Below are 24833 nucleotides of genomic sequence, written 5' to 3' on the forward strand. Positions count from 1 at the left end.
AATGTAATATGAAGAAAACGTTACTCCATATTAGCTTATGTTTGCTGGGAGCAACATCGTTTGCACAGGTGCCACCAACACCTTTAGATTCTATTCCTAATGATTCTCTCTTTTTTGATACCCAAATGGAAGAGGTTGTATTAATAGGATACGGAACAAAAAAAGCAGGAGCTATTACAGGTTCAGTATCTCAGATAAAAGCTGATGATATAGTAAGAACACCTGCACAATCACCTATACAAGCAATACAAGGTAGAGCTGCCGGTGTAAATATTGTAACAAATGATGAGCCGGGAGCAACCCCTACAATACGAATAAGAGGATTAGGAACTCTTGTGGGAGGGCGTGACCCTTTGTATATTGTAGATGGGGTGGAAACTTCAAACATAACAGGGTTAAATCCAAATGATATTAAGAATATTGATATTTTAAAAGATGCTTCATCTTTAGCTATATATGGGCAAAAGGGAGCCAATGGTGTAATACTAATTACCACTAAAAGAGGTAAAAGAGGTGATATTAAAGTAAATTACTCAGGGTATTACGGACAGAAGTTTATACAACGAGATGTAGAAATGGCTGATTCTTATCGCTATGCCTACTATAATAATACAGCCTTAGGTTCTTCTTCATACTTTAGCTTTGACCAGCCTTATAACACAAACTGGTTAGAAGAAGTTACTGATACCGGAGAGGTAATGAATAATACAATCTCTCTATCAGGAGCAGATGAAAATGCTAACTACTACTTAAGTGCATCTAATTATAAGGAGAAAGGTATTTTAAGAGGTGCTGAATATGAGCGAACTAATGTTATCAGTAAAAATGAGTTTCGCTTATTTGATGGTAAGCTAAAAGTTTCTCCTTTTATTAATATTTCTTCAGCTAAGGCAACCCCAAAGCCATTAAGTGTATTTACAAATGCTTACAAACAGTCCCCTATAATGCCCGTAAGGTATGCTAATGGCAGGTGGGGAGCGCCTTTGGTTAATGAGCAGGGAATTAATGATATGACAGGAGATAGGTATAATAATGTAGCTAACCCTGCTGCACAGTTATATTACTATAATGAAAGAAGAAAAAATGTTCTTTTAATAGGCTCTATAAAAGCAGAATTAGAAATTCTGGACTATTTAACGCTTACTTCAAACTTTGGAGCTACAGGAGAGTGGGAAAGAGGGTATACCTATACACCTACCCGTGAATTATGGTTAGCATCAAACCCAACTGGAACAGTAGAAGATTATATAGCGCAAAACCCTGAAAACCCTATTATTAACACACTTCAGCAAAGAAGAAGTAGTAACTACAGGTGGAACTGGGATAATTACCTGACCTTTAATAAATACTTTGGTGACCATGATGTGACTTTAGTTGCAGGTTTATCAAGAAGTACCTACAATACTATGGAGTTTTTAAATGCTACAAGGTATGATGTTCCTGAACAATCAAACTACTGGAATTTAGATCTTTCTACAAATAATATAGAAGTAGCTCCGGGCTCAGTAGCACAAAACAATTCAAGTACACCTATTGTATCCGTAGCCTATTTTGGTAGAGCAGAATATGAGTATAAAAGGAAGTATTTATTCTCAGCTTCAGTACGAAGAGAGGGCATAAGTGTTTTTCAGGGAGATAAAAAGTTCGGAATTTTCCCGGCAGTTTCAGCAGGATGGTTAGTTACTGATGAAGAATTTATGAGAGATGTAAAATTCTTAGACCATTTAAAAGTAAGAGGCGGTTACGGAGAAGTTGGTAACGGTAACTCTTTAGCCTTAAACGAAATACTGTTTACAGTTTCAAATTACCCATTTGGTCCTGACCAAGTTATCAACCCCGGACTTAACAATCCGGGACAAATAGACAGGAATCTTTCTTGGGAAACAATGAAAGAGTTTGATTTTGGGATAGACTTTGCAACATTATCATATAGGTTAACAGGTACTGTAGATTTATATGACAGAAAAAATGAAAATATATTATTACCAATCTCAGTACCCCCGGTACTTTCTCCTGAACCGGTATTCCTGAATAGTGGAGTTGTTACGAATAAGGGAGTTGAGGTTAGTTTAAAATGGCAGGACTATATAGGTAATGATATTAATTATTGGATAGGAGGTAATTTCTCTTACAACCAAAATGAGCTTAAAGAAGTATATAACGAAGAGTTATTCGGAGCTTATACAGGTGGAGGGCTAGGAAACGGTCAGTATACCAAACAAGTACTGATAGGACAGCCACTGGGAAGTTTCTATGTATATGATACTACAGGATTTAATTCTGACGGGGCATTTACTTATAGTGACCAGAGAGTTGTAGCAGGCTCATACATACCTACAACAACTTACGGAATTAATTTAGGACTTACATATAAAGGAATAGACTTTTCTGTTGATGCCTATGGTGTAGGTGGTAATAAACTTTACAATGGTAAAAAAGCGCAACGCTTTGGCGGTGAGAATATAGAGTATGATTTACTGGATAGTTTCTGGACACCGTCAACGCCTAACGCTACAAATCCAAAACCATCAAATGACGTTCCCAGAGCTTCTACATACTACGTAGAAAATGGTGATTACTTAAGAATCAACAATATTACTCTAGGGTATAAACTACCATTAGATATTAAAGGTATAGACAGGATAAGAGTATATGCTACAGCTGTTAACCCGTTCCTGTTTACAAATTACAGCGGCTTTTCGCCTGAATTAAGTGGTAGCGGAAATGGAGACCCATTAGGTAGTGCAGGTATAGAACTTGATGCTTACCCTACTAACAAGTCATACTTGTTTGGGCTTAATATAGATTTCTAAAAAAGTTAAAAAGAAAAATAATTCAGTTATGAATAATAAACTCAAATATATATCAATAGCAGGAGTTTTTGCATTGTTGGCATTCTTTGTTTCTTGTGATAGCGAGTTAGATGTTGATCCTCAATCTAATATAAGTGAGGAGGATTTACTTCAAAACCCCGAAAATGCTGTTCAGTTAGTAAACGGGGTTTACAGTAAAATGTTGAGTTATAACATGTATTCGTTTCCATGGATAGGTGTTACAAGTATTACATCAGACGATGCCGATAAAGGCTCTACATCTAGTGATACAGGCTCAGATAAGCATAAAATGGATAATCTGACATTTGAGGCTTCTGATATATCTTTTAATGAAATATGGAAAGGAAGATATGATGGTATTTACAGAGCAAACAATGCATTATACTACTTGGAACAGTTTGAAGTAGATGAGGGGCTTAAAACCAGATTGATAGGTGAGGTTAAATTCTTAAGAGCTTTCTGGTATTTTGATTTGGTAAGATGTTTTGGAGGTGTACCATTAGTAGTTGGTAATGTAGATTTAAATGATAATGAATCTATTAACAACCTTGTGCTTACAAGAGCCACAAAGGAAGAAGTTTATGCACAAATAGAAGCTGATTTAGAAGACGCTATAGCAAGTTTACCTACAAAAGCAGAATACGCGCCTCGCGATTTAGGTCGTGCTACAAGAGGAGCAGCCCAGGCACTAAAAGCTAAAGTACACTTATACCAGCAAGAATGGGATCAGGCATATAGCCTTGCGGGCGATGTAATAACATCAGGACAGTATGGATTAATGCCTAATTATGAAGATGTTTGGCGCGAAGTAGGTGAAAATCAGGAAGAGTCTGTATTCGAAGTACAAGCAACCCTTACAAAAGGATTAATACAATATACAGATGTACAAGGACCAAGAGGGACACCCGATTTAGGCTGGGGCTTTAATACACCTTCACTTAACCTTGTAAACTCCTACGAAGAAGGCGATTTACGTAAAGATGCTACAGTTCTTTTCGTTCCTTCTACACTTTGGGATGGGTTTGAAGCACCAACTACATGGAATAACCCCCGTTACAATTACAAAGCATACCAAAGCAGTATAGCAGAGCCTTGGAATGGTAATAAAGGCGAAACAGCCAAAAACTTAAGATTATTAAAATTTAGTGATGTAATGCTTATAAGAGCAGAAGCAGGCTTTCAATTAGGAATGACTGATGAAGTAGAAAGTATGATAAACCAAATAAGGCTTAGAGCAGGCTTAGGAGAATTATCAGGCATAACATTACAGCAAATATATAATGAAAGACGTTGGGAAATGGCAATGGAACATGAAAGATGGTTTGATTTGGTAAGAACAGGTCAAGCACAATCAGCAATGGCAGCCGACGGGAAAACGTTTATTCCCGGAGTTCATGAACTATTCCCAATACCGGAACCACAAATTGCGGCAAGCGGCGGAAGATTGATCCAAAACAATGGATACTAATTATACTAATACTAACTTAAATTAATTTTATTACTTATGAGAACAATCAAATTTTTTGCTTATTCCCTAATGATAACATCGGGAATTGTATTGACTTCATGTGGAGATGATGATGGAGGAGGTTCTTCACTACCACCAATAGGAGGTTACAATAGTGCTGACGAGGTAGGCGCAGATAATTTATTAGCATACTTCCCTCTTGATGGAAACGGAGAAGAAATTATCTCTGGAACTATGCCAAATAACTCATCGAGTGTTAGCTATATAGATGATGCTATAAAGGGACAAGGTGCAAACTTTAATGAAGGCTTTTTATCTTACCCTTCAATTTCAGCTTTAAGTAACACACTTAATAGTTTTACTATAAGTACTTGGGCTAAAGTCACTAACAATGGTCAATCAGGTTCAGTATTCTTTACATTAACAAGACCTAATGAGTGGGCTGGAAACATTAATTTTTTAGCTGAAACAGGCTGGGCTCAGCCTACTTCTGATTCAATTACTGTAAAAGGACAAATTGTATCAAATAATGAGTTAGCATGGCAAGACACCAGAAACGCTATTAAGGTTAGCCCTGAAGACGCAGAAGCTGGACAAGTTGCTTTTCCTAACAAAGTTGGCGGGCAGTGGATGCATGCTGTTTTAACTTGGGATGGAGCTACACGAATGTTTAAAGTATATGTTAACGGACAGAAAATTTCTAATCCTGCTTGGGAAGAAAGAGGTACTCCTGAATCTCCTGCATTTTTATTTACCACACCTACCTATCCTGTGATTGGTGCTTTTGGTACTACAGCGAATGGAACAGCTACAGATGCATGGGATAAAGGTCTTATGGGACAACTTGATGAAATGCGAGTTTGGAACAAAGCTCTTAACGGAGCAGATATTAATGCACTTTACGAACTGGAACTTGCTGGTAGGTAAAAATAATATTAACATTTTAGCCAAGAGCAAATTTGCTCTTGGCTAAAAAATTTAAATCCACCTAATTATGAAAAAATTTATTCTATTATTTATTTTAACGATTTACTACACTTCGTCAGCACAGACACCTATTTATGTTGATGATCAAGTTAGTTCAATACAAGTAACTAATTTAACTACTGGTGAAAATAACCTTGACTTTAGAGGGTATTCAGTAATAAATTTAAATGTTAAAGCTGGTGGAGCAAATTTTGGTTATACTCCCAACCCTAGTCAAAGCCCTAAGGTTAATATAAAATTATTTGTACGTAAAAATGGTGATTCGCCAATTATGATAGCAAGTGAATATAATGTTCCTGTTATTACTAGTTTGGGAGGATTGTATTCAAGTGCGTATAAAACTTTTAATGTTTCTTTAAATCTTTATGATTATCAAAATGGAGGAGTAATGTATTGCATAGTTGAAAATGCCTATGGAGCAACTTACTCTTTTTTATCTAGAGAACATGAAATAACAAATTGCCCTTATGTTCAACCTCCAACTAATATAACCGCAACCCCTTATAGTTATGGCTATACAATAAATTTTAGTCCTCAAGGTGGATGTTTGATGGAGTATGTGGATTTAGTTACTGGTAATAGCGGAACAACAACAATTGCTAGTAGTAACGCTCAAGGCGGCAGCAATTTTTTTTATTACGTGCCACAAAGTAATGCGTTTAAATTTAGACTGAAGTTTTATAGTAGTTCTTGCGCATTATTTTCTAATTGGGTTACTGTTGACCCTAATGGATGTTCGCAAAATGATTATCCAACTAATTTAACTGTTTATAGTCAATGTGGTAGCTCAAGTCTTCCTTCAGTGTGTGGAGGAGTAATACAATGGACAAAGCCTGCGAATACTACTGCATATCAAATTGAATACCTTATATTTAATAGTACAGGACAATCATATACCGGAACTCTAACAAGTACAAGCAGTTCTAAAACTCTAAATCAGTATACCTCTTCATCTAATGGACCTTGGATGATAAAGGTTAGAGCGAAAGCGCAATGCGTAAATGGCACGTGGAGTGATTTTAGCCCATGGTCGCAAAATTTTGCATGGGGTAATTAATTTATTATAATCCCGATAGTAGAACTGTCGGGATGCCTTTTCTTACTCAATAATACTGCCCCCCACTATAATACCCCAATAACTATAAAAAGAATTTCGCATCAATCTAAAAAAACGTTTACAGTGAAAATATTACAATTACTTATCATCCTTACTTTTTGTATGTCATGTTCCTCATGCGATACAAAAGATGATGATGGGACTACTACCATTACAGATGATACACCTATAGCTGATCCTTTATCTGAAGAAGAGTTACTGGATATGGTTCAAAAAGATGCTATAAAATACTTTTGGGACTATGCCGAAACCAACTCTAAACTGGCAAGAGAAAGATATCATATTTATGATCCTTCTAACGATGCTAATATCGTTACAACAGGAGGTTCAGGCTTTGGGCTAATGACAATAATAGCAGGTATAGACAGAGGTTTTATTCCAAGAGGTGAAGCTGTATCACGATTACAAACAAATCTTGATTTCCTGGAAAATGCCGACCGTTTCCACGGAGCATGGCCACATTGGATGAATGGTACAAACGGAAATGTAATCCCATTCGGTACTAAAGATAATGGTGGTGATCTTGTAGAAACCTCTTTTGTTTGCCAGGCACTTATCTGTATAAGAGAATATTTTAAAGATGGTACTGAGGAAGAGCAGGCATTGGCACAACAAGCTGATGAATTATGGAAAGGAGTAGAGTGGGACTGGTACACTAAAGGTGGAGAGAACGTACTGTACTGGCACTGGTCGCCCGAATATGAATGGGAAATGAATTTTAAACTGGAAGGGTATAATGAGTGTTTAATAACCTATATTATGGCTGCTGCATCGCCTACACATGCTATAAATGCAGAGGCTTACCATGAAGGCTGGGCAAGGAACGGTAATATAGTGCATGGAGGCCAGCGTTACGGTATACCGGTTATATTTAATTATAACGGAGCCACAGGTAATGTAGGACCTATGTTTTGGGCACATTATTCTTATTTAGGTTTAGACCCAAGAGGGTTAAATGATACTTATGCAAACTATTGGGACTTGGTACAAAACCATACCAAAATTATGTATGAATACTGTGTTACGAATCCATACGGATACGAAGGTTACGGAGAAAACTGCTGGGGCTTAACTGCAAGCTATACCAGAAACAGTGACGGAAGTACAGGCTACTCTGCACACCAACCGAATAATGACAGAGGTGTAATTACACCAACAGCAGCATTATCTTCCTATCCATATACTCCGGAAGAATCGCTTAAATTTTTACGATACTTATACGAAGAAAAAAAAGAAACATTAGTAGGTGTAGCAGGACCGTATGATGCCTTTTCGCCTCACCATGACTGGGTAACAAAAAGATATTTAGCAATAGACCAAGGTACTATTGTACCAATGATAGAAAATCACAGAACAGGACTACTATGGAACTTGTTTATGCAAGCTCCTGAGGTACAACAAGGGTTAACAACACTTGGGTTCAGTTCATCACAACATGGTTTTTAAATATGACAAGAATTTTCCTCATAGCAATTTTTTTGTTTTCATTACCGTCTTTCGCTCAAAAGGCGGAGGGCGGTTCTTTTTCGACTGAAATAACAGTCGAAAAGCAATTAAACTATCTGCTCTATACTCCTGAAAGTACAAAGCAGTCTAAACCGCTAATTATTTTTCTGCATGGTTCAGGAGAAAAAGGAAATGATTTGGAAAAGGTTAAAGTACACGGACCTTTTAAATATTTAAAAACACATAAGCTCGATGCATATGTACTAGCCCCACAATGCCCGTATGAAGAATATTGGGATGAAGAGGTATTGTACAGACTGATACAGAAAGTTATTAAAGAAAATAAAATAGACCCTGACAGAATATACCTTACAGGGTTGAGCATGGGAGGCTGGGGAGTCTGGAACTTAGCTTTCGCATACCCTGATATGTTTGCGGCCTTAGTACCTATTGCAGGTTTTGTAGATAGAGTACCCATGATTGAGAACTGCAAAATTAAAGACATCCCTACCCGTATTTTTCATGGGCTGTTGGATGACGTAGTAGATGTAAGCTATTCTATTAACATTTACAAAAAATTACAAACATGCAGTACTGATATTGAGCTCACCATTTTTGATGATGCCAACCATGACAGCTGGACACGTGTGTATGACGACCCCGCCATTTATGAATGGATGTTACAGCAAAAAAAGAAGAAAAAATAAACGATTATTCAGCTATAGCTGAAAAGAATAAGCCAATATAATTAAAATGAAACCTAATAAAGTACTGCTTTTACTGTTAGCCTGCTCCTTTAGCTTGTATGCGCAAAAAGGGAAGGACAAAAAAATAAAACCGCGCGATGAGTTTATTCCTGAACTTATGGCAAAGATGACTATTGATGAAAAAATAGCACAATTAGTACAATATACTGCCGACGGTACGGTAACAGGACCAAAAGCAGGAATTAACTATATAGATGAGATAAAAAGAGGTAATGTAGGTTCTATACTTAATGCTACCTCGGTAAAATATACCCGCGAACTGCAGGAATTAAACCTTAAAAATTCAAGGCTTAAAATTCCTTTGATTTTTGGGTACGACGTAATTCATGGTTATAAAACCATTTTCCCTATCACATTAGGCGAAACTGCCAGTTGGGACTTGGAAGCTGCTGAACTTTCTGCACGTATTGCTGCCGAAGAAGCTGCTGCCAGCGGTGTACACTGGACGTTTGCCCCGATGGTTGATATAAGCCGTGACCCGCGTTGGGGAAGAGTATCCGAGGGCGCAGGAGAGGACACCTATTTAGGCTCTCAAATGGCTATGGCAAGAGTAAAAGGCTTTCAGGGAACAGATTTATCTTTAAACACTACCGTTCTTGCCTGTACCAAGCATTTTGCAGCCTATGGCGCTGCCGAAGCAGGGCGCGACTATAACACCGTAGATATGAGCGAAAGAACGCTTAGAGAGATTTATTTACCTCCTTTTAAAGCTACTGTAGATGCCGGTGTAGGTACTTTTATGACATCGTTCAACGAGATTGCAGGTGTACCTGCTACGGGAAGTAAATTTTTATTAAGAGATATTCTGAAAAATGAATGGAATTTTGACGGTTTTGTAGTTACTGATTATACCGCTATTAATGAACTTATTCCTCATGGCGTTGCTAAAGATTCTGCACAAGCAGGAGAGCTTGCCATGCGTGCGGGAGTAGATATGGATATGGTAGGAGGCATCTATATGAGAAACCTTAAAAACTTACTTAAAGAAGGTAAAGTAACCGAAGCGCAAATAAACGATGCATGTCGCAGAGTATTGGAAGCTAAATATGATTTAGGGCTTTTCCATGACCCATACCGTTATAACGACGATAAAAGAGAAAAGAATACTATTTACAAAAAAGAATACCTGGAGGCTGCGCTTGACATTGCGAACAAATCGATGGTATTACTGAAAAATGACAACAATGTACTGCCTCTTAAAAAAGAACAAAAAGTTGCTTTTGTAGGGCCATTGGTTAGCGATGAGTGGAATATAATCGGCTCATGGGCTGCTTCAGGTGATAGATACGGTTATGCGGTAAGCGTTGAAGAAGGTATAAACAAAATTATATCTGATAAAAATAAAGTAACTTTTGATAAAGGTGTTGAGATATTAAAGGATGACCGAAGCATGATGCAGGCAGCTATCAACAATGCACGTAATGCAGATGTCATAGTAGCTGTAATGGGAGAGTTTGAAAACATGAGTGGCGAAGCCGCATCTCGTACCAATATTGACTTACCGGGAATACAAAAAGAGTTTTTAGCGGAGCTTAAAAAACTGAACAAGCCTATTGTATTGGTTTTAATGAACGGAAGACCGTTAAACCTTACTTGGGAGAATGAAAACATGGATGCCATACTGGAAGCTTGGTTCCCCGGTACTATGGGTGGCGATGCCATTGCACAAACCCTTTATGGTATGAATGTACCAAGCGGTAAACTGCCAATGACATTCCCTAGAAATGTAGGGCAAGTACCTATTTACTATAATCATAAAAACACTGGTCGTCCTTATTTGGGAGAGAAAGACCCTGAGCAAAAATACAAATCTCGTTACATAGATGTAGATAACAGCCCGTTATTTCCGTTTGGTTATGGTTTAAGTTATACTACTTTTATATATTCAAACCTAAAACTATCTTCAAATACTATGGATATGAATGGCAGTATTGAAGTTAGCGTAGATGTAGCTAATATAGGGAAATACGATGGCGAGGAAGTAGTACAACTTTATATTCAGGATAAAGTAGGTTCTGTTACACGCCCTGTAAAGGAGTTAAAAGGATTTGAAAAGATTAAGATACAGAGAGGAGAGAATAAGACAGTAACATTTACTGTTACACCTAAAGATCTTAGATTTTATGACATTGATATGGAATTTACTGCAGAACCCGGCGATTTCGAAGTCACCGTCGGAGGAAATTCTGTAAGTGGATTAACAGATAAGTTTGTGTTAGTTAAGTGAGTTTTCATTTTTTGTGATCTTCGAAGAAAAGCCCCGCTATAGGCGGGGTTTTTTGTATAACTCATTCTAATACGAAAAAACGTTTCCTTGTTTTTATGATATTTTCATTGTAAGTGTTTAAAACCTGTTGTTTATTAAACGAAACATAGTAATCCACGTCTTTTTTTTGCGGATTAATATATTGTTATCAAAGTGGATATTTTTATATTTAAAAAATTTTAAAATCACATGAAATTTTCTTTTACAGCATTGTTAATTTTCTTTTTGAGTATCGCATCTGCTCAATCAGTAAAATCACCATCTGAAGAAATAGTAGCCTATTTCGGGCTTAATAAAGAAGGAAAACCATATTATTCAGTAACGTATAAAAACCAGCCTGTAATTAAAGAAAGCTATTTAGGCTTTGTACTTAAAAATCAAGGAACTTTAAATAGTGGGTTTACTGTGACAGGTACAAAATCGGCTGTTGTAAACGATAGTTGGAGGCCTGTTTTAGGTGAGGTTGCGGTTATTGACAATAAGTATAACGAACTTTCTGTATCATTACGTCAGGAAAGTACGGGTAAACTTCTGAATATAATATTCAGAGTGTTTAATGAAGGGGTCGCTTTTCGTTATGAATTTCCTAAGCAGGATAAACTTAATTACTTTATTCTTAAAGAAGAAAATACGCAGTTCAATTTAACGGGAGATCATAAAGCATTTTGGATTCCGGGAGATTTTGACAGTCAGGAATATGTATATAATGAAACACCATTATCTAAGGTTGATAACGAAGCACTCGATTTAGATAATGGTATTGCCGTAAAATCCATAGCAGGCAGGTATACTGTTCAGTCTCCATTAATGATGAAGTCTAAAAAAGGACTTTACATTAATATTTTTGAAGCTGCCGTTAAGAATTACCCTGTAATGCATCTTGATCTTAATCCTGAGACTTTTGAACTTACATCGGTTTTTGCTCCAAATGCAATAGGGGATATGGCATATTTGCAAACACCTGCTGTAACGCCTTGGCGTACAATTATGGTAAGTGATGATGCTCGCGATATTGTAGCACAAAAAATGATATTAAACCTAAATGAACCTTCTAAAATAGAAGATACTTCCTGGATAAAACCAATGAAGTATGTAGGTATTTGGTGGGAAATGCACGTAGGCGAGTCAACTTGGGATTACAGTGGTACACAAGATGCCTCTCAAAAAAAGTTCACCAAGAAAAAAACACACGGTGCTACTACAGAGAATACAAAAAGATATATAGATTTTGCTGCAAAGCACGGTTTTGACGGTGTTTTAGTAGAAGGTTGGAATACAGGCTGGGAAGATTGGTTTGGTAACTGGAAAGAAGAAGTATTCGACTTTACAACGCCTTATCCTGATTTTGATGTTAAAGAAGTTACTGATTATGCCAAAAAGAAAGGCGTAAAAATGATAATGCATCATGAAACATCAGGTTCGGTAGCTAACTATGAGCGTAGGTTAGACAGGGCTTATAACTTTATGAAACAATATGGTTATGGGGCTGTTAAAACGGGATATGTAGGTAAAATTATACCTCGAGGAGAGTTTCACGACGGACAATCTATGGTAAACCATTTTAACTACGTACCACAAAGAGCTGCTGAATATAAGGTGATGGTTAACTCTCATGAGTCATCAAGACCTACAGGTATACAGAGAACGTGGCCTAATTATATAGCGGCAGAAGCTGCAAGAGGTAATGAGTTTAACGGTTGGAGTAACGGAAACCCTCCTGCACATGAAACTATATTACCTTTTACAAGATTATTAGGAGGACCGATGGATTATACTCCTGGTATTTTTGAAATTAAGATGAGTCATTATGACCCTACCAAAACAGAACAGGTTCATACTACATTGGCTAAACAGTTAGCACTATATGTAACTATGTACAGCCCGTTACAAATGGCTGCTGACTTGCCTGAAAATTATGAGAAATATCCTGATGCATTTCAGTTTATAAAAGATGTAGCTGCTGATTGGGACGAAACTGAAGTACTTGAAGCAGAGCCGGGAGATTACTTAACCATAGCCCGTAAAGCAAAAGGTACAGAAAACTGGTTTTTAGGAGCTATAACTGATGAAAATGCCAGAAAATCAACAATATCTTTAGATTTTCTTACTCCGGGTAAAGAGTACGAAGCTGTTATTTACCAAGACGGTAAAGGTGCAGACTGGAAAAAAGATCCTATTAACTACGAGATAAAAATAATAAAGGTAACTGCCAAAAGTAAGTTGAACTTAAAGCTTGCTCCGGGCGGAGGTACAGCTATTAGCTTTATTCCTTTAAATTAAAAATTTAAATGCTGAATGATGATAAAAAAGCTTGCCTTATTAACTATAACGTTGTCGTTTTTTGGTATTGCCACCGCACAACAAAAAACATACTGTAACCCAATAAATATTGATTACGGTTATTGCCCTATACCCAACTTTGTTACAAAAGGTAAACACCGTGCTACTGCCGACCCTGTAATTACTTTTTTTGAAGGAAAGTATTATTTATTTTCTACCAACCAGTGGGGGTATTGGCATAGTGATGATATGGTGGATTGGAAATTTGTTTCCAGAAAGTTTTTAAGACCGGAACATAAAGTATACGATGAGCTTTGTGCTCCGTCATTATCCTATGTAAACGATACACTTTTAGTAGTAGGCTCTACACACACTAAAGACTTCCCTATATGGATGAGTACTAACCCTGAGGTTGATGACTGGAAGGAATTAGTACATAATTTTGAAGCAGCAGCCTGGGATCCTCAAATATTTTGGGATGAAGATACTGATGAGGTGTATTTATATTACGGTTCCAGTAATATGTATCCTTTATACGGTGTAAAACTGAACCGAAAAACATTTCAACCGGAAGGTGAGCCTGTACCTGTCGTAGCTCTTAATGATTTTGAGCATGGTTGGGAACGCTTTGGGGAGTATAATGATAATACTTTTTTACAACCTTTTCTTGAAGGTGCTTTTGTAACCAAATATAACGGTAAATATTACCTGCAATATGCTGCTCCCGGTACAGAGTTTAGCGGATATGGAGATGGTGTATATGTAAGTAATAAACCATTAGGGCCATTTGAATATCAACCGCACAATCCTTTTTCATACAAACCGGACGGTTTTGCCAGAGGAGCAGGACATGGGGGGACGTATCAGGATGCTAATAATCAGTATTGGCATGTATCAACTATAGGTATTTGTACTAAAAATAATTTTGAACGCCGTTTGGGTATATGGCCGGCAGGTTTTGATGAAGATGATGTATTATATTCCAACACTGCTTACGGAGATTACCCTACTTATTTGCCTTCTGAAAAGAAAGCGCATACCGATTTGAATTCATTCACAGGGTGGATGCTGTTAAATTATAATAAACCCGTACAGGTGTCATCTACTTTAGGTGGCTTTCAGCCTAATTTTATTGTAGATGAAGATATAAAAACCTATTGGTCTGCTAAGACTGCTGATAAGGGAGAATATATTATTACAGACTTAGGAGAGAAAAGCACCATTAATGCCATACAAATAAATTATGCCGACCAAGATGCTGATATAATGGGTAAACCTGAAACTACAACAGGGCATAAGTATATTATTTATACTTCTGATAACGGTAAAAAATGGCGTGTGCTTGTAGATAAAAGCAAGAATACTAAAGATGTACCACATGATTATATAGAACTGGATAAGCCGGTAAAAGCACGTTATATTAAGTTGGAAAACATACAGATGCCTACAGGTAAGTTCGCTATAAGCGGATTTAGAGTTTTTGGTAAGGGTGAAGGAGAAAAGCCGGGGGCAGTTCAGGAGTTTGTACCGTTACGTTCTGCACCTAAAAAAGAAGGGGAGAGGAGAAATGTATGGTTTAAGTGGGCACAAGAGCCTAATGCCGATGGTTATGTAATATATTTCGGGAAGTCTCCTGATAAATTATATGGTTCAATTATGGTATATGGAAAAAATGAATACTATTTTAGCGGACTGGATAGGAGCGATACGTATTATTTTCAGATAGAGGCATTTAATAATAACGGGATAGGTCCGCGTTCGGAAATAAAAGAATCAAAATAAGCGCATAATTCTATTTTAATATATCACATTTATTCACATTAATCTAAACTAAATATGAGTTCAGAACAGACAACAAAAACCAATTACCCTGCGTTGTCCACACTGGTAACAGTGTTCTTCTTTTGGGGTTTTATTGGTGCATCAAATGGTGTTTTTATACCATTTTGTAAAGCAAAATTCGGGCTAGACCAGTTTCAGAGTCAACTTATAGATTTCGCCTTTTACGGAGCGTACTATATGGGCGCTTTACTATTATTTGTATTCAGTACCCTTGTAAAAAAAGATATTCTTAATGCATGGGGCTTTAAAAAAGGAATCATCAATGGTTTATTAATAAGTACAGTAGGTGCTGCAGCCATGATATTCGCGGTACACTCAGGAGACTATTACCTTATACTGGGTGCATTGTTTATTGTAGCACTTGGTTTTTCTTTACAGCAAACATCGGCTCAACCTTTTGCTGCTTCATTAGGAGAGCCGCATACAGCCAGTAACAGGCTTAACCTTGCGGGAGGTATAAACTCTTTTGGTACTACAATAGGACCTATAGTGGTATCTTTTGCATTATTTGGGGTTGCTTCAGGAATAAACATAGAGGAATTTGCACAAAGACCGGAATCACTTGATATGATGGAGATTCTTTACATTTTTGTAGGAGCTTTATTCCTTATTGCTGCAGGTTTATTCTTCTTCTCTAAAAAACTACCATCAGGTAAAATAGAATCAGTTTTTGAGCCTGCTAAAAAGGCTATGAATACATTATTAGTTATTACATTACTACTGATTGCTATTTTTGGTTACATTTTTTCACGTTATGAAGACCCTGAGTTTATTACCCGTTTTATAGAAAACAGTGAAAAAGACTTTTTAGGGCTTGGACTAACAGTATCTACATTATTAGTTATTGTATTTGGTTTATTATATGCTAACAGTGCTGCACAAAAAAAACCGGAAGGCTGGGGTGCTATGCGTTACCCTCAGTTAGTATTGGGTATGTTAGGTATCTTTACGTATGTAGGGGTTGAGGTAACTATACAAAGTAATTTAGGGGAGCTTTTAGGTACTCCTGATTTTGGTTCTCTCGAAGGTTCTGCTATTGCACCATACATATCTATGTACTGGGGTAGTTTAATGATAGGGCGTTGGGCAGGAGCAATATCTGTATTTAACCCTTCAAAAAGCATGCGTAAAATACTGCTTATAGTAGTGCCTTATGTTGCTTATGGTGTAGTACTGGCAGCTAATGCAATATCAGGACAGGATATTACACCCCTATATGCCTATGCAGGTATTGTATTATTCCAAATTGCAGGTTTCTTTTTAGGTCAGGACCACCCTGCCAAAACATTAAAAATATTCGGTATACTGGGAATGGCAGCAATGCTAATAGGGCTGTTTACAGATGGTATGGTTGCTATATATGCCTTTATGAGTGGCGGTTTATTCTGTAGTATAATGTGGCCTTCAATATTCTCTTTAGGTATTGCCGGTATAGGTAAATATACCTCACAAGGTTCGGCATTTTTGGTAATGATGATTCTTGGAGGAGGTATTATACCGCCGTTACAAGGTAAAATAGCTGATATTATTGGTATTCATAAATCCTATTTTATTCCCGTACTTTGTTTTGCTTATATAGCATTTTATGGCTGGTATGTAGTTAAAGTACTTAAAAAGCAAGGTCTTGCTGATGAAGTAGAGGTAGGAGATGCCCATTAATTAGTTGCAATTACTTTTTATAATATATTTAACAGCCCTGATACTCAGGGCTGTTTTTTTATTATTTAAAACATAGTACTTTTGATGAAAACACTATAATTATGAAAAAAATACTTTTTATTTCAGCAATAACAATTTTATTAACTACAGCTTGTAAAAATAAAGAAGCTGAAGAAAAACTTGAAAATGAACCCGCAGCAATAGCGTTACAAGATACTGTGAGTACTGATAATACTGAAGTAGCCACTACTGAAGATCCTGTTACAATACCTGCTGATGGCGACAGGATAACAGTAACCGGAAAAGTTATAGCAGTTAATGTAGGCAAGGATGGGTATACCGCTACAATAACTACAAAAGAAGAGAAAGAATACTCCGCTACTATTAGTATGCCTAACTTAAAAGACCCTAAACAATACAGAACAGTTAGCGAGGGCGATATAATTACAGTAACAGGAGAGGTTACTAACTTGGAGAATGATGTACTTATAAAGGTTGAAGAGTTAGAAGAAGAATAGGTTGTATATATTACAATAATAAAAAACTCCGAAACCTCGTTTCGGAGTTTTTTTATATTATGAACTTTTAGGAATTGATTTTATGAGTGTTGTTCCAGTCAATTTTTCGAGAAACAAACATTACAGCTCCTAGTATCAGGAACAAACCAATACTGCCTACTAATAAGGCATAGTTTTCCAGTTGAATAATTACATAGATAAAAGTATATAAGGCACTTAATGAAATAGCTATGAATAGTGGGAATTTTATACCTTTTAGTATGGAAATAGAGTAAAGTCCTATCATTACTACTACCGATACTCCTGCTATTATATAAGCAAGTTGGAAAGAACTATGTTCGGTTATGGATATAAGTAGTGTATAGAACATAATAAGTGCCAAACCTATCATGGTATACTGAAAAATGTGAATATTGATTTTACTGAACGATTGTATAAGGAAGAATATTAAAAAGGTCAGCCCTATTACTAAAAAACCGTATTTAGTAGCTCTTTCATTTTGCTGATACTCATCTACAGGGATTAAAAACTTTACTCCAAACGAATACTTCCTAACAGTAGGTAATACTCCAAATGATTGTTGGGTAAAAGGTCTGTTTAGTTGTGATATATTCCATGAAGCAGTAAAGCCTTTATCGGTTATTTTTTTGTCTCCGGGAATAAAGTTACCGCCAAAACTAGGCGTGTGCCAGTTTGAACTTACAGTTGCTTGTGTAACTTTACCTATAGGCGCAATAGAAAGTTCTTCACTACCCTTATAACTGATATTCATATTAAATTCAGTTATAGACTTTGCTATGTCAATACTCTTAATAGCTTTTGTTTCTAATGAAGTTAAAAGACTCCTCGAATTTTCTTCATAAACAGGTTCAAAGCTATACTCTTTATTGTTTAGTTTAATATTGATAGCGCCATCTATGCTTTTAAGGTTATTATTGGTTCTGATAACTACAGTTGCTTTTTCCCATTGTATATCTTTTTCAGCAATTTCAGCGTCTGTAAAATCAGGTTGGATAAAGTTACCTTTTAAATTCATTTCAGAGTTAAATACAGTAGTTTCATAGTTATTCCTATGTAAAGGTTTTGTTTCTACATTACTGTCTATATTCAGTTTTTCAGGGAAAAAATAAGCATATTTAGTATGTACCGTTCGGCTTATGCTTACTTTTTTAGTTTTTTCATCGGTAACCTTAGTTTCGGTATACGTAGTATAAGGCACTTTTAAAATAGGTCCGCAAAAATAAATATCGCTGCCCCATTGGTTGTTTATTTCGTTGATTACACCTTCTTGTCGGTGTGCCCTTTCCGAAATAAGACTTTTTACATATTGTAATGGTATAAGTAACACTAAGGTTAATAAACCTACCATAATGATTTTGGCAGTGTTAGACTGAAAGAAGCTTTGATTGGTTGTCATAATTTTAGTTTTTAATTAGAGAAAATCAGAAATAAGTAAAGGATTACTATAGGTATGTTGGTTAGTTGGATGGAGGCGTATTTTAAAATTTCAGTTTGGTGATTCCTGAAAATGAATGATAGGATTACCATTATTAGAAATACAACTAGGTTTATAAAGAAAGCAAAGCTTACGTAATAGAAACCGATGATTAATATTTTTTCATTATGATTATCTACTTTATATAAACCAAAAAGGAATGTGCCTATAATGAAAGATATAGCAGCAGTCCATACAGGTATTTGTAACAGCTCTTTGTAGTACTTTGGTTGTTTTGGAGTATCACTCATAATTACTTGATTAAAAAAGTATCTTTAATACGTTCTAATGGTAGGTGTAGCATTTTAAAATGGTCTAAATCGTGAAAGCGGAGCGCATTTTTACCTTCTTGATACCTTTTGTAGTAGTATTTTATTGCAAGTGGGTAGGCGAATAAGCCTATAAACATTTCAGAAAGGGTATCGAGTTTAAAATCTTCGTTACCGAATAGGTAGAAATACATACCAAACTCTTCTCTTGCAGAAGTATCTTTGGTTAGTAACAGCCTGTAAATATCTTCCTTTTCAAGCGGTGCAGGACATTCTTCTTCTTTTTTAAAAAGATAAGCGCCTAAGTGGAATCCTAAACTGTTATAAGGGTAACTTATAAGCTCGCTTATGCTTATTTTCTCCTGTTGTTTTAGTACGTTTTTCATAGTATTTAAGTTTTTATGATTGGTATTCCTACTTTGAATTTCAAAGTATAGGTATAAATTTTTTTAGTAGTCATTATTAGAAGTATAGAAGTGAAACAGTAGTAACAGAAAACAGCCAAACCCCATAGTTACACCCAGTGCAGTACTTTCGGTAAGGCTCTTAAGTACAGCGAGGAGTAACTCAAATGGATTACTTATAACATCCCAACTGTTGAATCTTAAAAATCTGCCTAAGTAAATTCCGAAGCCTGACAGGAAACAGGAAGCAGCAATACAAAACCAAGCCAATAGCGGATTATATTTTAAGCTCAGTATTGTAAAAATTTGCTTCATGGAAGCTAAACCTGCCAATATACCGGAAGTAGCAAATGAGATAATAGTTAGTATATCATACCAGACAGGTACACCGTTACCGGTTTTAGTATTCAGGTGTATAAAATCAGTAATTAAGTAAGGAGCATTAGGTAAAAACAACAACCAAAAGCACAGAAGAGGGTAGAAGTAGTTTTTCTTTTCTATAAGCTGTATGTTGTTTAGCATACTCGCAGAAATCATAAGAGGAATATAAGCAAGGAATAAATTCCAGATAAGGAAAAGATAATGACCGGATGTAAGCTTAGTACGTACTACCGCCAGAATTATACAGAATAATGCTAAGTAAAATAATGCATAATGCTGCCTTATGGTATTACTGAATGTGATTTTTAGTGCTTTCATGTTTTTAGATTTTTAAAAGTACTTTGTTTTTCAAAGTTTATATGTAAAAAATTTTTAGTTATCTTTTTTAATCAATTTTTCAAGAGCATCTATATGATTTTTAAAAGCGGCTTTTCCCTCTTTTGTAGCAATATAGCGGGTATTGGGCTTTTTACCTATAAATTGCTTTTCTATACTTATATACTTCTCGCTTTCTAAAGCCTTTGCATGGCTGGCAAGATTACCATCTGTTACACCAAGCAACTCTTTTAGCGTAGTAAAGTCAGCATACTCATTAACCATAAGTATACTCATTATACCTAAGCGTATACGGTGATCAAAAGCTTTATTAATATGTTGTAGTATGTTCTTCACTATTTTTCCTTACGGTCATACTTAAAGTACATAACAGTACCATACACTATGTGGCATACGCCAAAACCTAATGCCCAAAACTCTAATCCATAGCCCATATAGGCTGTGGCAATTAACCCTATAATTGTTATGGTAATGCCTAAATATCGCACATCTCTAAGTGTATATTTACTGGCATTTATACAAGCCAGTCCATAAAAAATGAGTGTTATGGGGGATATAAGCCCGTAGTACCTGTTTTTTATTAAGAGTAGTGTAAATATACCACCTGTTACTAAAGGGATAAGGAAATTAACCAATAATCTTTTAGAGGTACTATTCCATATACTATCGCCTCGCTTTTTAGCTTTAGTAGCAGTTAATATATATGCAGTAAGTACTGATAGTATAAGAACGCCTGTAGCTATCGCTACAATAGCTTTAAAGGAATCACTTTCTAATGTTATATAGCGTCCGTAATTAAGATTATAAATGTACTTACCGGCAGCAGCACCTATTAAAGCATATATCCCTGCCATTATACCGGATAGTCCGCTTAAGGAAAGAAACTGAGTAGACTTATCCATCATGTTGCGGATGTCTTGTATATCTTTTAAATAGTCTTTTTCTTTTTCCATTTTAAAGTACTTTGAATTGCAAAGTAATATAATATTTTTATTATAACCAATAGCAAAACGTAAATTCTTTAAATAAAAAAAGGATAGCTGAAAAGCTATCCTAAATATAATACTGAAATATGTTAGTCCCTTATTTAAAACTGATTAACTGTTTTGCGTATCGCTACCAGTTTTTTCATTAGGGCTTCAAAATAGTCTAAATGCAGCATGTTAGCCCCGTCACTTTTTGCATTAGCAGGGTCAAAGTGTGTTTCTATAAAAATACCGTCTACCCCTACAGCAATTCCTGCTTTGGCAACCGTTTCAATCATGTCCGGTCTTCCGCCTGTAACACCAATAGTTTGGTTAGGCTGTTGCAGCGAGTGGGTAACATCAAGAACGGTAGTAGCAAATTGTTGCATGGTTGGGATACCTCTGTAATCCACAATCATGTCCTGATAACCAAACATAGTACCTCTGTCAGTAGCCATTACATTCGGGTTATTACAATCTAATACTTTTTGTACAGCATGCTTCATGCTCTCAGGACTCATAAATTGTCCTTTTTTCAGGTTAACCGTTTTTCCTGTTTCTGCGGCAGCAACTACCAAATCAGTTTGGCGCACTAAAAAAGCAGGTATTTGTAAAACATCTACATATTCTGCTGCCATAGTGGCATCCTCATTAGTATGAATATCTGTAACAGTAGGAATATCAAAAGTTTCGGATACTTTTCTTAGTATTTTAAGTGCTTTTTCATCACCTATACCGGTAAAGCTGTCAATGCGAGAGCGGTTTGCTTTTTTAAACGAACCTTTAAATACATAAGGTATTTGCAGTTTATCAGTAACCGAAACTATAGTTTCGGCAATGCGTAATGCCATATCTTCCCCTTCAATAGCACAAGGTCCTGCTAAAAGGAAAAAGTTATCACTATCGGTATGTTTTATTTTTGGTATAGTATTTAAATCCATTTGGTATTAAAATTTGAGTTGCAAAGATAGCCAATAAATAATAGTTGAAATTCAGGTTTAATACTTCTTAATTCCAAACCCAGAGGGGGCAATAATCTCGCCACGCTCATAAAGGTTAATGTAAATACGCTTCGGTTCCTTTAGCCCTTGCCAAGTAACTTCATAAATGTCTAAAATACCCGCCCCCATATTATTTTTTTCGGAAGGGAAGGGGCAACAACTATCTATACGTTCATAACTAATTTCCTGTCCTGCAGGACCTGTAAGCGCACCAAAGTATCGTTTTATGTTAACATCGGCATTTTGTACCGGTAAAAAACCAAGATTTACCGGGTAGTCAGGGTCATACGCATATTTAGCATCTTTACTGATTTTGGTAAGCACAAAAGTTTTCTCTTTGGAAAGCGCAGGCATACGCGCTTTATCATCTATGTTTTTTATAGTTAGCTTAGTACTTATACAAGATGTAGTAACTGCCATAACCAAAGCAGTCAGGAAGATATATTTTTTCATAGAATGGTTTAATGTGTTTCAAAGTTACTATTATTTTCGGTTTGATTAAAAACCTGTAGTTAACTTAAAAACCAAATATATTTATATAGCGTTGCTTTATTGCTATTTTTGTAAAAAATAAAGAATATGTATAGTTTTTACGGTACATGGCCTTGGTATATATCAGGCTTATTGATAGGAATAATAATGCTGTCACTTATTTACTTCGGTAAAACATTTGGTATGTCATCCAATCTTCGCACTATGTGTTCCGCATTTGGAGCAGGTAAAAAAGTAGAATTTTTCCGTTTTGACTGGAAAACCCAACGCTGGAATCTAGTAGTAGTATTGGGCGCTATGCTTGGTGGTTATATTGCCACCACCTATTTAAGCGATGGAAGTGGAGTTCAACTTAACCCGCAAACAATTACCGAACTGAAACAAATGGATATAGATGCTCCTAAAGGGAAATTATTACCTGATGCATTAGTTGGTGCAGAAGCCTTAAAATCGCCTAAAATACTTGCTATATTACTTATGGGAGGGGTGTTAGTTGGCTTTGGTACCCGTTATGCCGGTGGGTGTACCTCCGGGCATGCCATAACAGGGCTGAGTAATTTACAGTTACCATCGCTTATAGCTGTGATAGGTTTTTTTATAGGCGGACTTATTATGTCGTGGTTATTATTACCCCTTATTTTTTAATTGAGAAATTTACACTATGAAGTTTATAAAATTTTTATTGGTTGGAGTTGTATTCGGAATTGTATTAACCAAATCGGAAGCCGTATCGTGGTATCGTATTTATGAAATGTTTCATTTTCAGTCCTTCCACATGTTTGGTATTATTATGACGGCTATTGGAGTAGGAGCTATAGGGATACAGTTAATGAAAAAGACTAAAGCTAAAGATATAACGGGGCAACCTATTGTTATACCGGACAAGGCTAAAGGCTTTAAAAACTATATAATCGGCGGAACACTTTTCGGTCTGGGCTGGGGGCTTGTAGGCACCTGCCCGGGACCAATGTATATTTTAGTAGGAGCAGGGTACTGGGCAATAGGTATTGTACTGTTAGGTGCTTTAGTAGGAACTTACCTGTATGGAGTACTTAAAGATAAGTTGCCGCATTGAGATGTATTTTACCATAAGCTAAACTTAAACTACATTAAGCCGAGTTGATTTAGGTACTTTCGTTAATTTCTTTTAGAGCTTCATCTGGAGAGAGTAAATCTAAATCTTCTGCAACCAATTGTATTCGATTGTGCATAATAACACTTGGTGATGCATCTGCATAGCAATATACATTATAGCCTCCTCCCATTGCTTCATCAATATCAATTTGACTTATTTTGAGACCTTTTCCTTTTTTGCTATGTAAGTCTTTACCGATTACTTTATCTTTATAATATTTGGCGAGTTTCAGAGCATCTTCTTTGCTATACATGATTTTTATTTTTCATCATTAATTAAGGCGACTTCATTTTTCAATTGAAATATTGAATAAATATAAACAATATAAAATAAAAAAGGATGCTCGATTGAGCATCCTTTTTTGTAACTAACTTAAACAATAAAACAAAATCTAATTCTCATAGACTTTTATATAGTCTATAATAAATTCCTGCGGGAAGATAGTGTCATCCACTTCAGGACCGCCAAAGTTTCCGCCTACCGCTACATTTAGTATAAAGTAGAAAGGTTGACTGTAAGGCCATACTTCAACACTTTTGTTTTTGGGGGCAAAAGTGTAAACCGGTTTATCGTCTACAAAAAATTCAATTTTGTCTTTTGTCCAGTTTATAGCATAAGTATGGAAGCCTTCTTCAATATCTTCAAAACGTGTTTTTTTAGTATTTATAGTTTCTCCGTGGCTATCCTGTGTATGTAGTGAGGTAAAAACCATATCAGGCTCTTTACCTACATATTCCAAAATATCTATTTCTCCTGCCATAGGCCAGCCAACTTGCTTTATGTTAGAACCTAACATCCAGAAAGCAGGCCATATACCATGACCGGTAGGTATTTTAGCTCTAGCCTCAATATAACCATATTTAAACTCTTTTTTCCCGGCAGTAGTTATACGGGTTGAGGTGTACTTATCACCGTCTTTTTTAACGGTAATGGTAAGCATACCATTTTCTACCGTATGATTTTCGGTAGTATAAAGTTGACGTTCGTTATTACCCCAACCGCAAATGTCAGGGCAACCATCGCCAAGCTCATAGTTCCATATCGCTTCATTTAAGGCATTACCGTCAAAGTTTTCTTCCCACACTAGTTCGCCCTTTTTGCTTTTTTGCATTTGAGCCGAAACTATAGTAGTTAAAAGGATACTTACTAAAGTTGCTAATAGTTTCATAGT

At 36.1% G+C, this 24833-nt stretch carries 23 protein-coding genes; 13 read left to right on the forward strand and 10 right to left on the reverse strand.

What is annotated here, in order from left to right:
• The first annotated feature begins 8 nt into the window (after positions 1 to 8).
• The 11 genes from IEW45_RS10480 to IEW45_RS10530 all read left to right on the forward strand — a co-directional run bounded on the left by IEW45_RS10480 (position 9) and on the right by IEW45_RS10530 (position 17184).
• Positions 9 to 2813 carry a SusC/RagA family TonB-linked outer membrane protein gene (locus IEW45_RS10480; RefSeq protein ID WP_188621206.1) on the forward strand — a complete coding sequence of 935 codons (2805 nt, stop codon included), beginning with the start codon at positions 9 to 11 and terminating at the stop codon, positions 2811 to 2813.
• Between the two features lie 28 nt (positions 2814 to 2841).
• Positions 2842 to 4302 (forward strand): RagB/SusD family nutrient uptake outer membrane protein, encoded by a 1461-nt coding sequence (locus IEW45_RS10485; RefSeq protein WP_188621207.1) that lies wholly within the window; start codon positions 2842 to 2844, stop codon positions 4300 to 4302.
• A 36-nt stretch (positions 4303 to 4338) separates the two neighbouring features.
• Entirely contained in the window at positions 4339 to 5229 is an 891-nt protein-coding gene (locus IEW45_RS10490; RefSeq protein WP_188621208.1) for a LamG domain-containing protein, read from the forward strand.
• A gap of 67 nt (positions 5230 to 5296) precedes the next feature.
• Positions 5297 to 6346, forward strand: a complete 1050-nt coding sequence (locus IEW45_RS10495) for a hypothetical protein (protein WP_188621209.1) — start codon at positions 5297 to 5299, stop codon at positions 6344 to 6346.
• Positions 6347 to 6469: 123 nt separating this feature from the next.
• Positions 6470 to 7852 (forward strand): glucoamylase family protein, encoded by a 1383-nt coding sequence (locus IEW45_RS10500; protein ID WP_229665935.1) that lies wholly within the window; start codon positions 6470 to 6472, stop codon positions 7850 to 7852.
• 2 nt (positions 7853 to 7854) lie between these two features.
• The gene (locus tag IEW45_RS10505; RefSeq protein WP_188621210.1) at positions 7855 to 8559 is read left to right on the forward strand and encodes a carboxylesterase family protein; all 705 of its coding nucleotides are present in this window, start codon (positions 7855 to 7857) and stop codon (positions 8557 to 8559) included.
• 46 nt (positions 8560 to 8605) lie between these two features.
• Positions 8606 to 10846 (forward strand): beta-glucosidase BglX, encoded by a 2241-nt coding sequence (gene bglX / locus IEW45_RS10510; RefSeq protein WP_188621211.1) that lies wholly within the window; start codon positions 8606 to 8608, stop codon positions 10844 to 10846.
• A 228-nt stretch (positions 10847 to 11074) separates the two neighbouring features.
• Positions 11075 to 13165 carry a glycoside hydrolase family 97 protein gene (locus tag IEW45_RS10515; RefSeq protein WP_188621212.1) on the forward strand — a complete coding sequence of 697 codons (2091 nt, stop codon included), beginning with the start codon at positions 11075 to 11077 and terminating at the stop codon, positions 13163 to 13165.
• A gap of 15 nt (positions 13166 to 13180) precedes the next feature.
• On the forward strand, positions 13181 to 14947 hold the full coding sequence (locus IEW45_RS10520; RefSeq protein WP_229665936.1) for a family 43 glycosylhydrolase: 1767 nt from the start codon (positions 13181 to 13183) through the stop codon (positions 14945 to 14947).
• A gap of 54 nt (positions 14948 to 15001) precedes the next feature.
• Positions 15002 to 16666, forward strand: coding sequence for an MFS transporter (locus IEW45_RS10525; protein WP_188621213.1), 1665 nt, complete (start codon positions 15002 to 15004; stop codon positions 16664 to 16666).
• A 101-nt stretch (positions 16667 to 16767) separates the two neighbouring features.
• On the forward strand, positions 16768 to 17184 hold the full coding sequence (locus IEW45_RS10530) for a hypothetical protein (protein ID WP_188621214.1): 417 nt from the start codon (positions 16768 to 16770) through the stop codon (positions 17182 to 17184).
• A gap of 67 nt (positions 17185 to 17251) precedes the next feature.
• Here IEW45_RS10530 and creD read toward each other — a convergent pair whose 3' ends face one another.
• The 8 genes from creD to IEW45_RS10570 all read right to left on the reverse strand — a co-directional run bounded on the left by creD (position 17252) and on the right by IEW45_RS10570 (position 22488).
• Positions 17252 to 18601, reverse strand: a complete 1350-nt coding sequence (creD, locus tag IEW45_RS10535) for a cell envelope integrity protein CreD (protein ID WP_188621215.1) — start codon at positions 18599 to 18601, stop codon at positions 17252 to 17254.
• Positions 18602 to 18612: 11 nt separating this feature from the next.
• A complete protein-coding gene (locus tag IEW45_RS10540) occupies positions 18613 to 18930 on the reverse strand; it encodes a hypothetical protein (protein ID WP_188621216.1) in 318 nt (105 codons plus the stop codon).
• Positions 18931 to 18932: 2 nt separating this feature from the next.
• Complete coding sequence (locus IEW45_RS10545; RefSeq protein ID WP_188621217.1) at positions 18933 to 19334, reverse strand: hypothetical protein; 402 nt, start codon at positions 19332 to 19334, stop codon at positions 18933 to 18935.
• A gap of 63 nt (positions 19335 to 19397) precedes the next feature.
• Complete coding sequence (locus tag IEW45_RS10550; RefSeq protein ID WP_188621218.1) at positions 19398 to 20051, reverse strand: DUF1361 domain-containing protein; 654 nt, start codon at positions 20049 to 20051, stop codon at positions 19398 to 19400.
• Positions 20052 to 20105: 54 nt separating this feature from the next.
• Positions 20106 to 20405 (reverse strand): winged helix-turn-helix domain-containing protein, encoded by a 300-nt coding sequence (locus tag IEW45_RS10555; RefSeq protein WP_188621219.1) that lies wholly within the window; start codon positions 20403 to 20405, stop codon positions 20106 to 20108.
• Entirely contained in the window at positions 20405 to 21022 is a 618-nt protein-coding gene (locus IEW45_RS10560; RefSeq protein WP_188621220.1) for a hypothetical protein, read from the reverse strand. Before IEW45_RS10560 ends, IEW45_RS10555 begins: the two co-directional genes overlap by 1 nt.
• A 134-nt stretch (positions 21023 to 21156) precedes the next feature.
• Positions 21157 to 21975, reverse strand: a complete 819-nt coding sequence (kdsA, locus tag IEW45_RS10565) for a 3-deoxy-8-phosphooctulonate synthase (RefSeq protein WP_188621221.1) — start codon at positions 21973 to 21975, stop codon at positions 21157 to 21159.
• Positions 21976 to 22032: 57 nt separating this feature from the next.
• Positions 22033 to 22488: a 2-dehydro-3-deoxyphosphooctonate aldolase gene (locus IEW45_RS10570; RefSeq protein WP_188621222.1), complete on the reverse strand. Its 456-nt coding sequence runs from the start codon at positions 22486 to 22488 to the stop codon at positions 22033 to 22035.
• A gap of 126 nt (positions 22489 to 22614) precedes the next feature.
• Here IEW45_RS10570 and IEW45_RS10575 point away from each other — a divergent pair, with 126 nt between their 5' ends.
• Both IEW45_RS10575 and IEW45_RS10580 read left to right on the forward strand, forming a co-directional pair.
• Positions 22615 to 23172, forward strand: coding sequence for a YeeE/YedE family protein (locus tag IEW45_RS10575; RefSeq protein WP_188621223.1), 558 nt, complete (start codon positions 22615 to 22617; stop codon positions 23170 to 23172).
• Positions 23173 to 23188: 16 nt separating this feature from the next.
• The gene (locus IEW45_RS10580) at positions 23189 to 23602 is read left to right on the forward strand and encodes a DUF6691 family protein (protein WP_188621224.1); all 414 of its coding nucleotides are present in this window, start codon (positions 23189 to 23191) and stop codon (positions 23600 to 23602) included.
• 49 nt (positions 23603 to 23651) lie between these two features.
• Here the strand turns inward: IEW45_RS10580 and IEW45_RS10585 are convergent, their stop codons facing one another.
• A complete protein-coding gene (locus IEW45_RS10585) occupies positions 23652 to 23915 on the reverse strand; it encodes a hypothetical protein (RefSeq protein ID WP_188621225.1) in 264 nt (87 codons plus the stop codon).
• A gap of 138 nt (positions 23916 to 24053) precedes the next feature.
• Entirely contained in the window at positions 24054 to 24830 is a 777-nt protein-coding gene (locus IEW45_RS10590) for a glycoside hydrolase family 16 protein (RefSeq protein ID WP_188621226.1), read from the reverse strand.
• Between the last annotated feature and the right edge of the window lie 3 nt (positions 24831 to 24833).

Origin of the sequence: Flavobacterium suaedae (genome assembly GCF_014642915.1) — a bacterium.
GTDB classification, from domain to species: domain Bacteria; phylum Bacteroidota; class Bacteroidia; order Flavobacteriales; family Flavobacteriaceae; genus Flavobacterium; species Flavobacterium suaedae.

What these genes read in the sequence shown, in the direction of transcription:
- IEW45_RS10515 (WP_188621212.1), top strand. Translation starts at nt 11,075, where the DNA reads ATGAAATTTTCTTTTACAGCATTGTTAATTTTCTTTTTGAGTATCGCA.
- IEW45_RS10485 (WP_188621207.1), top strand. Translation starts at nt 2,842, where the DNA reads ATGAATAATAAACTCAAATATATATCAATAGCAGGAGTTTTTGCATTG.
- IEW45_RS10540 (WP_188621216.1), bottom strand. Translation starts at nt 18,930, where the DNA reads ATGAGTGATACTCCAAAACAACCAAAGTACTACAAAGAGCTGTTACAA.
- IEW45_RS10570 (WP_188621222.1), bottom strand. Translation starts at nt 22,488, where the DNA reads ATGAAAAAATATATCTTCCTGACTGCTTTGGTTATGGCAGTTACTACA.
- IEW45_RS10525 (WP_188621213.1), top strand. Translation starts at nt 15,002, where the DNA reads ATGAGTTCAGAACAGACAACAAAAACCAATTACCCTGCGTTGTCCACA.
- kdsA (WP_188621221.1), bottom strand. Translation starts at nt 21,975, where the DNA reads ATGGATTTAAATACTATACCAAAAATAAAACATACCGATAGTGATAAC.
- bglX (WP_188621211.1), top strand. Translation starts at nt 8,606, where the DNA reads ATGAAACCTAATAAAGTACTGCTTTTACTGTTAGCCTGCTCCTTTAGC.
- IEW45_RS10550 (WP_188621218.1), bottom strand. Translation starts at nt 20,051, where the DNA reads ATGAAAGCACTAAAAATCACATTCAGTAATACCATAAGGCAGCATTAT.
- creD (WP_188621215.1), bottom strand. Translation starts at nt 18,601, where the DNA reads ATGACAACCAATCAAAGCTTCTTTCAGTCTAACACTGCCAAAATCATT.
- IEW45_RS10590 (WP_188621226.1), bottom strand. Translation starts at nt 24,830, where the DNA reads ATGAAACTATTAGCAACTTTAGTAAGTATCCTTTTAACTACTATAGTT.
- IEW45_RS10530 (WP_188621214.1), top strand. Translation starts at nt 16,768, where the DNA reads ATGAAAAAAATACTTTTTATTTCAGCAATAACAATTTTATTAACTACA.
- IEW45_RS10585 (WP_188621225.1), bottom strand. Translation starts at nt 23,915, where the DNA reads ATGTATAGCAAAGAAGATGCTCTGAAACTCGCCAAATATTATAAAGAT.
- IEW45_RS10480 (WP_188621206.1), top strand. Translation starts at nt 9, where the DNA reads ATGAAGAAAACGTTACTCCATATTAGCTTATGTTTGCTGGGAGCAACA.
- IEW45_RS10490 (WP_188621208.1), top strand. Translation starts at nt 4,339, where the DNA reads ATGAGAACAATCAAATTTTTTGCTTATTCCCTAATGATAACATCGGGA.
- IEW45_RS10560 (WP_188621220.1), bottom strand. Translation starts at nt 21,022, where the DNA reads ATGGAAAAAGAAAAAGACTATTTAAAAGATATACAAGACATCCGCAAC.
- IEW45_RS10575 (WP_188621223.1), top strand. Translation starts at nt 22,615, where the DNA reads ATGTATAGTTTTTACGGTACATGGCCTTGGTATATATCAGGCTTATTG.
- IEW45_RS10580 (WP_188621224.1), top strand. Translation starts at nt 23,189, where the DNA reads ATGAAGTTTATAAAATTTTTATTGGTTGGAGTTGTATTCGGAATTGTA.
- IEW45_RS10520 (WP_229665936.1), top strand. Translation starts at nt 13,181, where the DNA reads ATGATGATAAAAAAGCTTGCCTTATTAACTATAACGTTGTCGTTTTTT.
- IEW45_RS10495 (WP_188621209.1), top strand. Translation starts at nt 5,297, where the DNA reads ATGAAAAAATTTATTCTATTATTTATTTTAACGATTTACTACACTTCG.
- IEW45_RS10545 (WP_188621217.1), bottom strand. Translation starts at nt 19,334, where the DNA reads ATGAAAAACGTACTAAAACAACAGGAGAAAATAAGCATAAGCGAGCTT.
- IEW45_RS10505 (WP_188621210.1), top strand. Translation starts at nt 7,855, where the DNA reads ATGACAAGAATTTTCCTCATAGCAATTTTTTTGTTTTCATTACCGTCT.